The organism is Limosilactobacillus gastricus DSM 16045, from assembly GCF_001434365.1.
GTDB classification, from domain to species: domain Bacteria; phylum Bacillota; class Bacilli; order Lactobacillales; family Lactobacillaceae; genus Limosilactobacillus; species Limosilactobacillus gastricus.
The window spans coordinates 16,767-30,582 of record NZ_AZFN01000022.1 but is presented as its reverse complement, the minus strand read 5'-3'; the positions used below and the strand labels follow the sequence as shown (position 1 = coordinate 30,582).

Sequence of the window (13,816 nt, the reverse complement as noted above, 5' to 3'; positions counted from 1 at the left end):
AGTGTCCAACTTTAAGGGTTCACTTCAAAACCGCCTTTTTGCAAATGTTCCAAGGCCGCTTCAACTGTTGAAAATTCCATTCGTCAATTACCTCTCATTTCTAATCAATTATCTATCTCTCGTTCGAACGCAACTTCATAATAACGAACGATTGAGCAAATATCAAGGTATATTTTCCATTAAAACACGAACTATATTGGCTGGTATTCACATAAATGTTGGTATATAAGTGAAAGGCGAGCTTTGAAATTTATAAAAAAAGATCAGCGAAGAGTGTAGACACTTCACTAATCGTTATCAATTTAAGATTTAATTTTTCGCAAGCCTGGCAATGAAATCATTACCAGAAAACTCAAAATATAGAGGGTTGCCAAAAAGCCCATGACAACTGTTAAGGAATAATGATCAATTAACAAGCCAATTACCACCGAAGAAAATCCACCAACTGCTCGACCCGTATTCATGATGACATTGTTGGCGGTTGACCGGATCTCAGTTGGATAAAGCAAACTAATTACGGCTCCATAGCCACCAAACATTCCGTTGGAAAAGAAGCCGATACAAGCTCCTGCTAGCAGCATTCCAACCATGGTATGAGCATTTAAGATGGTGAACATTACTCCAGCACTCCCCAACAAGAAAATGGTAAAGGCCCACCGAGGACTTAATCTATCGAGTACCGTTCCAAAAACTAACATTCCCAGGCTCATCCCAATAATCGTAGCAATCATCCAATAGGATGAACCAGAAACACTCAGGCCGTGTTGTTGTTGAACGATTGATGGTAACCAGTTCATCAAACCAAAATAACCTGCAATCTGTACAATGGTCATCCACATTAAGCCTAAGGTTTGCAGGCTTAAGCTTGGCGTTGCGAACAAACGACCAAAAGAAATCCGTTCTTGATTCTGTTTGGCTTGGGCCTGAGCCTTTAAAAAGCTATCACTTTCTTGCACATGTTCACGGACAAAGTAAGTCAAAATCACGGGCAAAATCCCGAAGAGGTACAAAGTATTCCAGCCCCAAGTTGGGACAACCCAAGCCGCCAACAAGGCCGCTAAAATCGATCCCACTTGACCACCAATAGCTGCTATCGAAGTCATGCGACCAATTTGACTGGCTCGGAAATTTTCAGCAATTAAGGCAATCCCAACGCCGTATTCCCCACCGGCTCCAATTCCGGCGATAAACCGTAGAATGTACAAACTAGTAATGTTATGGGCGAAGAAGGTTAAACCGGTGGCGATCGCAAAAATAAAAATGGTATAAGTAAAAGTTTTGACCCGACCAATTCGATCACCTAGGAGTCCAAACAAGGCACCCCCAACAAACATTCCTAAATTGGTAAAAGTCCCGATCCAACCACCAGCGGCACTAGAAATATGTAATTGGGCAATGATCGCCGATAAAGAAAAGGACAGAAACATCACGTCCATATTCTCCAACATAAATCCTGACGATAAGGAAGCTAAGACCCATTTTTGATTGGTACTCATCGACGATGAATTGGCATCTACTTGTTTCACAATATCTTCCTCCAAAATTAATGCTCTCAGACATTAGTTATTCTGATTCATTCAAAATTATGACACCAAGCTTTAGCAAGGTCAATAAGATTTTAGCTTTCATAAAGGCGATGATTCCGGCTTTTTGCCAACTTGTGAAGTAAAAAAATAATTTTTTACTTAATTTTTTACTAAAAACATCTTGATCATTTATTTGAAAGCGGTTACACTATATTTGTGAATTTCATAAAGCTTGATAGGAGGTTCTTTTATGAATGACGCTACTGCACCACGCGGTAATGGTATGACCGCGCGGATCTCATATTCATTTGGTGCCTTTGGTCACGATATGTTCTACGGGATGTTGTCCACCTACTTCATGAACTTCGTGACGGGACACTTGTTCTCAAGCGGCGCTAATACCGCTAAGATGGTCGGTTACATTTCTGGTTTGATCATGATCTTGCGGATCGTTGAATTGGTCATCGATCCATATATCGGGAATGCCATCGACAAAACCAACACTCGTTGGGGTCACTTTAAGCCTTGGGTTGTTGGTGGGGGGATTATCTCTGCCGTTGCTATCGCCATCTTGTTCACTAACATGGGTGGCTTGACGACTCGTAGTCCTTACCTATACTTGGCAATCTTCGCCGTTATCTACATTGTGATGGATATCTTCTATTCATTTAACGATGTGGCCTTCTGGTCAATGATCCCTGCGATCTCATTTGACTCGGAAGAACGGGAAAAGACCGCCACTTTCGCTCGGATCGGGTCAACAATTGGTGGTAACCTAGTTGGGGTTATCATTATGCCGGTGGTCCTCTTCTTCTCCATTAAGTCAAATGGGGGGACTGGTGATGACCGTGGTTGGTTCATGTTTGCCTTAATCGTTGCCGGAATTTCCGCCATTACTGCTATCGGGGTGGGTCTCTTCACCCATGAAAAGCAAAACGAACTCCGGGAGAACAAGGAATCTACAACGATTGGTCAAGTTTTAGGCGTTTTGGTTCATAACGACCAATTAATGTCGATTGCCGTTACTTACTTGTTCTACACCACTGGGGTTACCTTACTTAACTCTTTGGAACTTTACTACTTCCAATACATTATTGGTAACTCAGCTGCTTACTCCTACCTTCCATTACTAAATGGGGTTATCGGGATTTTCACTGTGGCACTTTACCCAGCCCTTTCCAAGCGGTTCACGCGGCGGAACGTCTTCTTTGGTTCAGTAGCCATCATGCTTTGTGCTGTTGTCCTCTTTGCCTTTGCTGGTAAGTCAGTTGTTATGGCCACGATTGCCGGGGTTCTCTTTGCCTTACCACAACCATTAAACTTCTTAGTTGTCTTAATGATCATCACGGATAGTGTTGAATATGGTCAACTGAAGTTAGGTCACCGGGATGAAGGGTTAGTCCTTTCTGTTCGTCCATTGCTTGATAAGTTCGGGGGCGCCGTTGCTTCTGGGGTTGTTGGTTTAACTGCTACTGCTGCCGGCATGATTTCCGGTGCCACGGCGGATACGATCACGAGCCACGGTTCTTTGGTCTTCAAGACGATGATGTTTGCGGTTCCTGCCGTAATGGTTATTATCTCAGTCTTCATCTTCGCTAAGAAGGTTAAGTTATCTGAACAATACCACGCTGAAATCGTGGATGAATTGGAACGGACTTGGCACCAAAACTTGGCTGAAGATGATACTGAAGCCATTGCAACCCGTGATGGGGACGAAGATGCAGCTTATGGTTCTAACAGCACCACGCAATTCTTAGCTCCAGTTGACGGAAAACTCTTACCATTGGCTTCCGTAAGTGATGAAGTTTTCGCCAGTGGTTCCATGGGTGAAGGATTTGCGATCGATCCATCTGCTGGTGATGTTTACGCCCCATTTGATGGGAAAGTGGTCGCAACCTTCCCAACTAACCATGCGGTGGCCTTAGTATCTGATGATGGTATTCCAGTCTTAATCCACGTTGGGGTTAACACCGTTGAGATGCAAGGAGAGGGCTTCGTCAGCTTCGTTCATAACGGTCAACGAGTTCACGCCGATGATAAGTTGCTCGAATTCTCATCCAGCGCTATTAAGAATGCCGGTAAAGATGATACTGTAATGGTTGTCTTTACCAAGAATGAAAAATCACCAGACTTTGATCTTACGACAATTAAAGATTCTGGCGCGGTCCTTCATAATGAAGCCGTTCTAGAAGTTACGACTAAGTAGTCTGGTAAACAAATGGCTACAAAAAGCGAGGTTTACCATGGTAAATCTCGCTTTTGCTTTAAATTATTGAGGAGGAAACTTCCATGAGTATTAATGTTAATGAAGAACATCAACTTTTCCATTTACAAACCGCTAACACCAGTTACATCTTCCACATGATGATCAACGGCGATGCCGGCCAATTATACTACGGAACCAAAATTCCAGTAAAAGCCGACTACCTTAATCTTGACACTCACGAAGAACACGATTGTACCAACACTTTAACTGATGACCAAACTGATTTCCAATTGGAATTATTAAAGCAAGAATATGCTAGTTTTGGTAAAGGTGATTTCCGTTACCCAGCTTTCCAATTAACTAATCCCGACGGTTCACGAATCAGTGAATTTAAGTACCATCATTATGAACTAACGAACGGGAAGGACCGATTGGCTGGTCAACCATCCGCTTTTGCCAGCGACGAAGATGACAGTCAAACGCTTAAACTTCACTTTTTAGACGATGTTAACCAAGTCGAATTAGTCCTGAACTATACTGTTTTCGAAAATGAAGATGTCATCGTCCGCAGTAGCACCTTTATCAATCATGGCGCACCGGTCGAATTAAACCGTGCTTTAAGTATGCAATTAGACTTACCTGATCGCCAATATGATCTCGTTCAATTTGACGGATCTTGGGCCCGGGAACGTCATCTCCACCGGAGTCCACTTCGTTACGGTACTCAAAGTAACAGCAGTCTTCGTCTCCACTCTGGTCACCAATCTAACCCCTTCTTTATGTTAGCTCGACCACACACGGACAATAACCAAGGAGCGGCTTTCGGCTTTAACTTAATCTATTCTGGTAATTTCTTAGATAGCGTCGAGGTCGATCAATTCGATACCACGCGGGTCTTGGTTGGGATTAACCCTGAAGAATTCGGTTGGCACCTTGGAACGGACGAATCCTTCCAAACTCCTGAAGCTGTCTTAACCTATACCGATAATGGATTTAACCAATTAAGTCAACAACTTGGCGCCTTTTACAACCACCACCTCTTGAACCAAAACTTCGTTAACCAAGATCGGCCAATCTTAATCAACAACTGGGAAGCTACCTTCATGGACTTCACCGAAGATAAGTTGATGCCAATCGTAGAAAAAGCCAAGGAATTAGGGATCGAAATGTTTGTCCTGGATGATGGCTGGTTCGGTCACCGGGATAATGATCTTTCCAGCCTTGGTGATTGGTTCGTTGATCAAAAGAAATTCATCAACGGGATTGGCGGTTTCTCCTACCGGGTTCACAATCTCGGCATGAAGTTCGGACTTTGGTTCGAACCAGAAATGATTTCCGTGGATAGTGAATTATTCCAACAACATCCCGAATGGCGGATCGGAGCGCCAAAACGGCAACTAACGCCTGCCCGGCATCAATTCGTCTTAGATATGTCGCGGCCAGAAGTCGTTGATTACTTATACGAAAAGATGAGTGCCATCATCAAAGATACCCAACTTGATTACATTAAGTGGGACATGAACCGGAGTATTACCGAAGCCTTTAGCGCTGATTTACCTGCCGATCGGCAACTCGAATTTGGTCATCGCTACATCCTTGGAGTTTACGACCTATATGACCGCTTAACTAAGGCCTTTCCAAAGGTTCTCTTTGAATCATGTGCTTCGGGTGGTGGACGTTTTGATCTTGGGATGATGTACTATGCTCCACAAGCATGGGCTAGCGATGATACCGATGCCGTAGAACGGTTAGCCATCCAAGACGGGACCTCATATGGTTACACTCAAAATATGTGGGGAGCCCACGTTTCTGCCGTGCCAAATGACCAAGTCGGTCGATTGACTTCCATCGACTTACGGGCTAAGGTAGCTTACTTCGGTGACTTCGGTTATGAGTTAGACATCACCAAGTTAAGCCCCGAAGAACAAGCAACCATCCGCGATCAGGTTGTCTTCTACAAGCAATACCGGCACCTCTTCCAATTTGGAAAGTTCTACCGCTTGGAAAGCCCGGATAGTGATGCACAAAACGTCTTTAGTTGGGAAGTCGTTAACGACGATCAAACCGAAGCCATCGGGGCTCGCTTCCAGGTCCTAAATGGGGCTAACCCAGCTTACATCCGCTTCTACTTTGCCGGACTGGATCCTGAAAAGCAGTACACAGTTAACGACAGCGATGAAGTCTTTAGTGGTCAAGAATTAATGTCAGCTGGTTACTTTGTCCCACGGGTAATGCCACGGACCCCTGAAAAGGATCCTGCTGACTTTAAGGGTAGCCTCTTTATCGCTAAAGCGATTAAATAATCTTAATTGGGGTTTGAAATCGATTCCTAAATTGATTAAAATAAAATAGAAAATTACTAAACGGACTGTTGCGAAGACCATCGCTAATCAGTCCGTTTTTATTGTGAAGGATGGCAAATTATGACCGAAACAACCAACAAAACCACTTATTGGGCCCTGTTTAGTACTGCTTTAATCACCTTTTTAGGAATCTTAAACGAGACTTCCATGAACGTTACCTATCAAATTTTATGTAATGAATTCCATATTTCTTTAGATATGGTCCAGTGGATCACCGCTGGTTATCTATTAATTGTGACCATCGTCATGGGGACCACGGCCTATTTAATTCGGAAATACGCTGCTCGTTGGCTCCATTTGACGGCGGGCATCGCCTTTATTATCGGCTGTTTATTATGTGCCCTCGCTCCTAATTTCCCGGTCCTATTAGTTGGACGCCTGATTCAAGGAATTGCCACCGGATTTTCGACTCCCTTAATGTTTCATTTAATTTTCACCCAGATTCCGAAAAATAAATTAGGGGTTATGTCTGGGATTGCTGGGATGGTGATTTCTTTTGCCCCCGCCTTAGGGCCAACTTTCGGTGGGGCCGTTGCCACTAGTCTTAGCTGGCGTTGGATCTTCTGGATCATTATCCCCTTTGTCATCTTAGGGACCATTATCGGTCAATTAACTATTCGCAACCATCCAATGGGTAACGACAAGCCCTTTAGTTACTTGGGCTTATTCGTCCTCGGTTTATCCCTATTCTCCTTTGTTTATTCTACCGCCCAATTAGGTAGCCATGGCTTTAATCAAGACTTTTGGATCTGGTGTCTACTTGGCATCCTCTTCTTGGTCGTTTTTATTGGCGTTAACCACTTTGGCAAAGCCGAGTTAATTAATCTCAGAATTTTTAAAAATGGCTCGATTTCCTTAGCCACCATCACCTATTTCTGCTTGCAATTTATCAACATTGGTCTTTCTGTTATTATTCCTACTTATGCCATCTATGTACTGCATAGTTCTTCTTTTATTGCCGGGTTAATCTTACTTCCCGGATCCTTTGCGGGCGCCTTCACTTCCCCCTTTGCCGGCACTCTCGCTGATCGCATTGGCTTCCGTCTACCGATCAGTATTGGGAGCTACTTATTAATTATTGGGACCTGGTTTTACATGGGCTTACAGTCGTTACTAACGCCTCTCATGATCTCGTTAGTTTACATTGTCATCCGGGTTGGCTTTAACCTGGCATTTGCTAACACCATCTCCAACGCCTCCACCGTCGTGAGTCGGCAAGAAACTGCTGACGTTAATTCTGTTTTTAATATGGTTCAACAATTTGCTGGATCCATCAGCGTGAGTCTCTCGGCCGCTCTCATTTCTATCCAGCAACGGAGTAAACCAACCAGTGCAATTGCTTTTCACACCTACCTGGGTGGTCGTCAAGACTTTATTATGATGTTTGTCTTAGCGGTTATTATCGCTATTACCGTTTGGTACAATTTCCATTTACAAGCTAAAACAAAGCAATAACCTACTTGCTCAACTAAAAACTCGGCCCCACTTATGGGCCGAGTTTTTAGTCATTTGCGGTTAGTTTGGCATAAACATCATCAAAACGCGTCTTAATGTAATTAGCCGATTGAGCTAATTGCTGTTCTTCTTCGTCCGTTAAATTTAGCTTTAATTGTTGAACCACTCCATTATTACCAACAACCGCTGGGTAGGAAAGATAAGTTTGGTACTTTTCATTCCAATTTGAAACCGGTAATTCTGCATTCGCATCGTTTAAAATCACGTTGATTAACCGGACGGCTGCGGAAGCGACCCCATAATTAGTGTAGTGTTTCCCGTGGAACACGGTGTAACCGCCAGCCCGCGAAACTTCGGCTAATTCATCTAAATCCAGTCCCTCGGTTTCTGCTAATTCTGGCAGGGAATGACCTAAGGCCCGAACTTGGGACCAAGCTGTAAATTGCGAATTACCATGTTCTCCAAGGTTATAGCCCGTTACCGAACGCGGATCAATATCAAGTGCTTGCCCTACCGCCTTCTTCATCCGAGCCGAGTCTAGCAATGTCCCAGTCCCAATCACTTGATCAGTTGGCAGACCAGTAAAGCGTTGGTATAGCGCCGTAATCACGTCACACGGATTCGTGATCGATACCAGTACCCCGTTAAAACCAACCTCCTTTAAGTGGGTTCCGACTTCTTTAGCCGCCTGACTGGTAAACTTAAGCTCAACAAATCGATCATGTTTAGCATCATCATTTTGTAAGCTAATTGCCCCCACAGATGACACAACTACATCTGCATCCGCCAAGGCCGCAAAATCATTCACCACCACTTTGCTATGCCAATTTAAGTTTGCAGCCGCATCCTCAAAATCAGTCGCTTCCGCATTCACCTTTAATTCATTAGTATCGACTAAGACTAATTCGTCAACCGCTCCCGTCACTAACAGATAATTCGCGATTGCTGTCCCGACGTGACCTAAACCAATAACACCAACTTTTCTTGTCATCTTTCTGCCTCACGTTTTCTAATCATTTTTTAATTGTAGTCTAATGTAACGCGATCAAAGTTGATTGTAAAGGTCTTTTTTAATAAATTTAAGTTTTCCCTTTTAGTGACTAAAAAAGGAGGCTCTAATGCCTCCTTATCACTTTATGATCTAAAGCTACCTAGTCACGAGTTGTGTCCCTACCACCACGCGTTCTGGCGCTAATTGATTGTTCATGTACTTGGAAATTAGGTCAATCCCGATCATGGCCATTTGATCAGTCGGCACATGAATCGCATCAAGGGGTGGGTAAATATAATTAGCAACCCCAGCCACGTCTCCAAACGAGATTAATTTGATCTCAGCCGCTGAATCTTCTTGTAAGGCGCGATTAGCCCCAATGGACATGGCATCATTGGCTACGATGACGGCAGTTGGTCGTTGGTCAACTGGTAGTTGTAAAATAGCTTGCATTTGCTCGTAACCACTATGATCCGAATAATCCCCTAACCAAGTTAAATTGTCCGGCCGTTTGCGCTCCTGCATCAAATTAACAAAGGTCTTTAACCGTAAATCGACCACCGTTTCTTGGTCACCGGTCGTTTCTTGACCCGCAATCATCCCAATTCGCTGGTGCTGGGGAGCTAGATAATCAACCGCTTGGGTAATACCCCCAACAAAGTCTGGTACAACACAAGGGATAGATTGAGCTAATGCGTCCCCATCCACATCCACAATCACGTCGGCATAGCGCTTCATTTTTTCTAATTGACGGGCACTATATTTCCCGATCGCAACGATCCCATCTACTGAATCGGCTAGTGAAGTCAAATTTCCTGCAAAGACCGTGGCCGTAGAATAGCCTGCTTCTTGGGCAGCTCGTTCCACATTCAACCGTAGGTTCAAATAGTATAGATCCGATAACTCATGCTCGGTTGAATACCATTCAACGATCGCTAAACGCCGGTTAATCGGTGATTGGCGCCGCCGTTTATTATAGTCCAATCGTTGGGCAATCGTGACAATCCGTTCTCGTGTTTCAGGGCTAACGGATAGTTGGGGATCGTTATTCAACACCCGAGAAACCGTGGCTAACGAGACACCCGCTTCATCCGCTATATTTTTTAAGGTGACTGCCATCTGATCATCTCCTCAATTTACAACTGTTGAATGAATCGTTGCCAACCAGCTTCACCATCTGCATTACGCTTAAAGACTCCCGCATCAGCTAGGACATCACTAAAGACTTGAGCCACTTCTTGTTCAAGCACTGCTTCAACATTATCAGCCGTAATCGTTTGTCGAGCTTGGACTTCTTGAGCCCATGGTAAGTGATTTTCGGCAATTTCGTTAGGATCTTGTAACCAATATTTCTTAACTTCAGCTAACTCATCTTTTAACCGGGCTGGTAAGATTGCTCGTCCCATCACCTCAATTAGCCCAATATTTTCCTTCTTAATGTGCCACAATTTTTCGTGCGGATGGAAAATCCCTAGTGGGTATTGATCCGTCGTGTTATTGTCCCGCAAAACCAGGTCGAGGATAAATCGATCACCATCTCGATGCATAATTGGGGTGACCGTATGGTGCCGGTCGTCTGCTGTTCCCGCATTGATCTGCAAACTTGGATCACTGTAGCTTTGCCAAGTTCGCATAATGTGGCTACCTAGGTTAACTAAGGCCGTCGTATCGGAGCTGGTTAAGCGCAGATCACTCATTGGCCAATCAACAATCCCGGCCGTGACCATTGGGTAATCCAGGAAAGACAATTCCTGCTTGATCGGTGCCTTCATCATTGGGAAAGTATGCCGTCCCCCTTGATAGTGTTCGTGAGCAAGCATTGACCCACCCACAATTGGCAAATCAGCATTACTCCCGACAAAATAGTGGGGGAAAGTCTGCTCAATTTCAACTAAGTTAACCAAGGTCTGTTGGTTGATTTCCATTGGTTCATGTTGGGCTAATAAAAAGATGCAATGCTCATTAAAGTAAGCATATGGCGAATATTGAAAACCCCATTCACGGCCACCCACCGTCAAGCGAATAATCCGGTGGTTACTCCGTGAAGCATAACCTAAGCGACCCTTGTATCCTTCATTTTCCATACAAAGGGCACACTGGGGATATTTCACCGCTGTATCATGGGCTGCCGCTTGGATGGCTTTAGGGTCCTTCTCTGGTTTCGAGAGGTTAATGGTAATTTCTAATTCATTGCCATCTTGGACCTTTTTAACAAATTCAATATTCTTTTTAATTGCTGCGACTTTGACATAATCATTTTCTGTACAAAGTTGGTAAAAATGATCAGTCGCTTCTTGGGGACTCCGATGATAATCTTCCCAAAAGCGCGCATTAACCCGCGCTGGGCTTGGGGTCATCAAATCAAATAATTGATCATTAAGAATTGAACGGTCAGTTACACTGTCTTCAATGGCTCCATGAGCAATCGCGAGTTCCACTAATTGATCGACTAATCGGCCATCACTTACCGCGACGTCCTCATCACCAACTAATCCTCGGATTTTATTCATGACATAATTGCGATCCAGCGGTTCATAAGCGCCACTGGCAATTACCTGATCTGCATATTGACTAATTACACCCATCTTCATCGATCCCTTCATCTCTTAAATCTTGTGTGGTCCGTCAACAATTTCCGCATCGTAAAAACTAGCATCATAACCTACTTTGTCCCGATAAATCTTACCAACGGCTTGCTTCAAGTTTTCGGCTTGATCTTTCTTGACAATGGCGATCGCACTCCCAGCGAAGCCACCACCGATCATCCGAGCCCCCAGCACTCCTGGTTGGGCCCAGGCTGCTTCTGCTAAGGTATCTAGTTCCGTTCCCGAAACTTCATAATCATAGTGTAAGGAAACGTGGGAGGCATTAATTAAGCGGCCTAATTTTTTCAAATCACCATCTTGCATCGCTTTCGTAGCTCGCAAGGTCCGGCCGTTTTCTAAGACCGCATGCCGAGCCCGTTTAATTAACAATTCGTCATTAATTAAGTATGAGTATTCATCAAAGGTGTGTTCGTCTAATTCACCTAAAGTCTGAATATCTAACTTTTGTTGGAGCCGTTTCACAGCTTCACCACATTCGGCCACCCGATCATTATAAGCTGACCCGGCAAGTGAGTGCTTCTTGTTCGTACTCATAATGACGATTTCGTAATCACCTAAGTTCAATGGCAAGTACTCATATTCCAAAGTGTTACAGTCGAGGAAAATGGCATTATCCTTTTTGCTCATTCCCACCGCAAATTGGTCCATAATTCCTGAATTTAAACCAACGAAATCATTTTCGGTTTTTTGGCCTAATTTGACGAGATCGAGTTGTTCAATCTCCAGCTTATATTCATCTTTTAAAACATTCCCCATTAATAATTCAATTGAAGCTGAAGATGAGAGTCCTGCTCCATAAGGAAGATTTCCATATACATAGAGGTTGAAACCTTGATCAATTGTAAAGCCACCTTGCTTTAAGTAAACCAACATCCCCTTAAAGTAATTAGCCCACTTCCGATCATCATCCGTTTCCGGTTGGTCATCATTAAGGTCAAAAACAACCTCATCACCCTCCATGTTGCCAGAATAAAGGTGCACTTCTTGATCATCACGCTTACCAAAAACCCCATAGGTGCCTAGACTAATAGCACATGGGAAAACGTGTCCGCCATTATAATCCGTATGTTCACCAATCACATTAATCCGTCCTGGTGAGAAGAAGACATCGTCTCCTGGTACTTGAAAGAGGTCTTGATACTTTGCTAATAATTCTGCTTTATCCATGTTTTTTCCTCACTTCTAAGTAAAATTAAGTAAAATCTTTTACTTGTTCATCTTACTATTGCCCATTAAATCAGTCAAGGTAGCGCTTACATTTTTATTAAAATTTAGAATTTTTGACCGGCATGATTTTTGGCACTCATCTAAAAAGCTTGTATAATCAACTTATAAGCAAGTTTGAAAGGAGCCACTAATGACTCAACGATTATTATCAATTAATGATGGCGAAAATTTCCGTGATCTAGGGGGCTATCAAACAACCGATGGTCGCACCGTCAAATGGCGAAAATTAATTCGTTCTGGAGCTCTCGGGCGGCTATCGGCCAATGATTTAACCTACCTGCAACAATTCAATCTCACCCATGATATTGATTTACGTTCCCCCCGCGAAGTTGACTCCTTACCGGACCGCATCCCCGAAGGCACTCATTTTCATCATGAGCCCGTTTTTGGAACTGATTTAACTGAAGCTTCCAAACGCACCTCCGAACTCGAACCCGTGATGAACATTAAACCAAATACCGGGTCGAAACATATGCGGGAGGTTTACCGGCTCATGACCGAATTAGATAGCGCTACTAAGGCCTATCGAAATTTCTTTACTTATCTTCTGGAAACTCCCGAAGATGGTGCCGTCATCTTCCATTGCCAAGCTGGGAAAGATCGTACCGGAATTGGCGCATATCTTGTACTAAGCGCCTTAGGGGTAGACCAAAAAACTATCGAACAAGATTATCTCTTAACAAATCAAACCACCAAACAATGGATTGATGACCGGTTGAATGAATTAAAAGATCAGGGAGCAACCCAAACCTTTATCGATAATTACGCTCAATTAGCTGGCGTTTCTTTGGATTACCTGAACTCTGCCATCCAAGAGATTTACACTAACTATGGTTCAACTCAGCGTTTCTTAAGGGATGCTTTGCAGTTAAGTGCAACCGACTTAAAAGATTTACGGACGCTCTATTTAGATGACTAAGGAGGCCACCATGAAAATTTCGGTTCCATTAATTAACGGACTCTTACCCGATCAATATGGTAAATATGCACCGACAGCAGATTTATTAGCTGACCATCCGGTGCATTCTTTTCCCATCGATATTACGGAGGCGCCGGCAGCAACGAAAGCCTATGCCTTAGTTTTCATTGACTATGACTCTACTCCCGTCTGCGGTTTCACTTGGATTCACTGGTTAGCAACTAACCTTCCAGTTACGTGGACCCAGATCCCTGATGACGCTAGCCGGAAACTGACTGGTCAGTTTGTCCAAGGTAACAATAGTAATGCTGGCAGTCTCGTCAATGGCGATCCTCAGATTACCACCGGCTACGTCGGTCCCCAACCACCGGATCAAAATCATGATTATACGCTAACGGTTTATGCGCTCGATCAGGAGTTGCCTTTATCAGAAGGTTTCTGGTTGAACGAATTTTTAAAGGCTGCCCAAGGACACATCTTAGCAAAAGCCAAGTTGACCATTCCTAGTCGCGCCTAAACAAAG

The 13,816-nt window shown here is 43.8% G+C and carries 10 protein-coding genes; 5 read left to right on the top strand and 5 right to left on the bottom strand.

From position 1 onward, the window contains the following. Window positions 1-302: 302 nt before the first annotated feature. Entirely contained in the window at window positions 303-1,496 is a 1,194-nt protein-coding gene (locus tag FC60_RS07655; RefSeq protein ID WP_056937824.1) for an MFS transporter, read from the bottom strand. A 280-nt stretch (window positions 1,497-1,776) separates the two neighbouring features. Between FC60_RS07655 and FC60_RS07650 the strand changes: the two genes are divergently transcribed. The 3 genes from FC60_RS07650 to FC60_RS07640 all read left to right on the top strand — a co-directional run bounded on the left by FC60_RS07650 (window position 1,777) and on the right by FC60_RS07640 (window position 7,550). Further along, window positions 1,777-3,732, top strand: coding sequence for a sugar MFS transporter (locus FC60_RS07650; RefSeq protein ID WP_056937822.1), 1,956 nt, complete (start codon window positions 1,777-1,779; stop codon window positions 3,730-3,732). Window positions 3,733-3,815: 83 nt separating this feature from the next. Then, entirely contained in the window at window positions 3,816-6,035 is a 2,220-nt protein-coding gene (locus FC60_RS07645; RefSeq protein ID WP_056937821.1) for an alpha-galactosidase, read from the top strand. Between the two features lie 120 nt (window positions 6,036-6,155). Next, window positions 6,156-7,550 carry an MFS transporter gene (locus tag FC60_RS07640; protein WP_056937820.1) on the top strand — a complete coding sequence of 465 codons (1,395 nt, stop codon included), beginning with the start codon at window positions 6,156-6,158 and terminating at the stop codon, window positions 7,548-7,550. 46 nt (window positions 7,551-7,596) lie between these two features. Here the strand turns inward: FC60_RS07640 and FC60_RS07635 are convergent, their stop codons facing one another. The 4 genes from FC60_RS07635 to FC60_RS07620 form a co-directional block, all read right to left on the bottom strand. After that, on the bottom strand, window positions 7,597-8,541 hold the full coding sequence (locus FC60_RS07635; protein WP_056937819.1) for an L-lactate dehydrogenase: 945 nt from the start codon (window positions 8,539-8,541) through the stop codon (window positions 7,597-7,599). A gap of 156 nt (window positions 8,542-8,697) precedes the next feature. Beyond that, entirely contained in the window at window positions 8,698-9,660 is a 963-nt protein-coding gene (locus FC60_RS07630; protein WP_056937818.1) for a LacI family DNA-binding transcriptional regulator, read from the bottom strand. Between the two features lie 17 nt (window positions 9,661-9,677). After that, window positions 9,678-11,126: a UDP-glucose--hexose-1-phosphate uridylyltransferase gene (locus tag FC60_RS07625; protein ID WP_056937823.1), complete on the bottom strand. Its 1,449-nt coding sequence runs from the start codon at window positions 11,124-11,126 to the stop codon at window positions 9,678-9,680. Between the two features lie 21 nt (window positions 11,127-11,147). Then, a complete protein-coding gene (locus FC60_RS07620; protein ID WP_056937817.1) occupies window positions 11,148-12,314 on the bottom strand; it encodes a galactokinase in 1,167 nt (388 codons plus the stop codon). Between the two features lie 190 nt (window positions 12,315-12,504). Between FC60_RS07620 and FC60_RS07615 the strand changes: the two genes are divergently transcribed. Beyond that, window positions 12,505-13,293, top strand: a complete 789-nt coding sequence (locus FC60_RS07615; protein WP_056937816.1) for a tyrosine-protein phosphatase — start codon at window positions 12,505-12,507, stop codon at window positions 13,291-13,293. A gap of 10 nt (window positions 13,294-13,303) precedes the next feature. Then, the gene (locus FC60_RS07610; protein ID WP_056937815.1) at window positions 13,304-13,810 is read left to right on the top strand and encodes a YbhB/YbcL family Raf kinase inhibitor-like protein; all 507 of its coding nucleotides are present in this window, start codon (window positions 13,304-13,306) and stop codon (window positions 13,808-13,810) included. Window positions 13,811-13,816: the final 6 nt, after the last annotated feature.

Bases quoted from the DNA above. Each gene is read 5' to 3' on its own strand.
- FC60_RS07640 (WP_056937820.1), top strand. From the start codon at position 6,156: ATGACCGAAACAACCAACAAAACCACTTATTGGGCCCTGTTTAGTACT.
- FC60_RS07615 (WP_056937816.1), top strand. From the start codon at position 12,505: ATGACTCAACGATTATTATCAATTAATGATGGCGAAAATTTCCGTGAT.
- FC60_RS07645 (WP_056937821.1), top strand. From the start codon at position 3,816: ATGAGTATTAATGTTAATGAAGAACATCAACTTTTCCATTTACAAACC.
- FC60_RS07630 (WP_056937818.1), bottom strand. From the start codon at position 9,660: ATGGCAGTCACCTTAAAAAATATAGCGGATGAAGCGGGTGTCTCGTTA.
- FC60_RS07635 (WP_056937819.1), bottom strand. From the start codon at position 8,541: ATGACAAGAAAAGTTGGTGTTATTGGTTTAGGTCACGTCGGGACAGCA.
- FC60_RS07620 (WP_056937817.1), bottom strand. From the start codon at position 12,314: ATGGATAAAGCAGAATTATTAGCAAAGTATCAAGACCTCTTTCAAGTA.
- FC60_RS07650 (WP_056937822.1), top strand. From the start codon at position 1,777: ATGAATGACGCTACTGCACCACGCGGTAATGGTATGACCGCGCGGATC.
- FC60_RS07625 (WP_056937823.1), bottom strand. From the start codon at position 11,126: ATGGGTGTAATTAGTCAATATGCAGATCAGGTAATTGCCAGTGGCGCT.
- FC60_RS07655 (WP_056937824.1), bottom strand. From the start codon at position 1,496: ATGAGTACCAATCAAAAATGGGTCTTAGCTTCCTTATCGTCAGGATTT.
- FC60_RS07610 (WP_056937815.1), top strand. From the start codon at position 13,304: ATGAAAATTTCGGTTCCATTAATTAACGGACTCTTACCCGATCAATAT.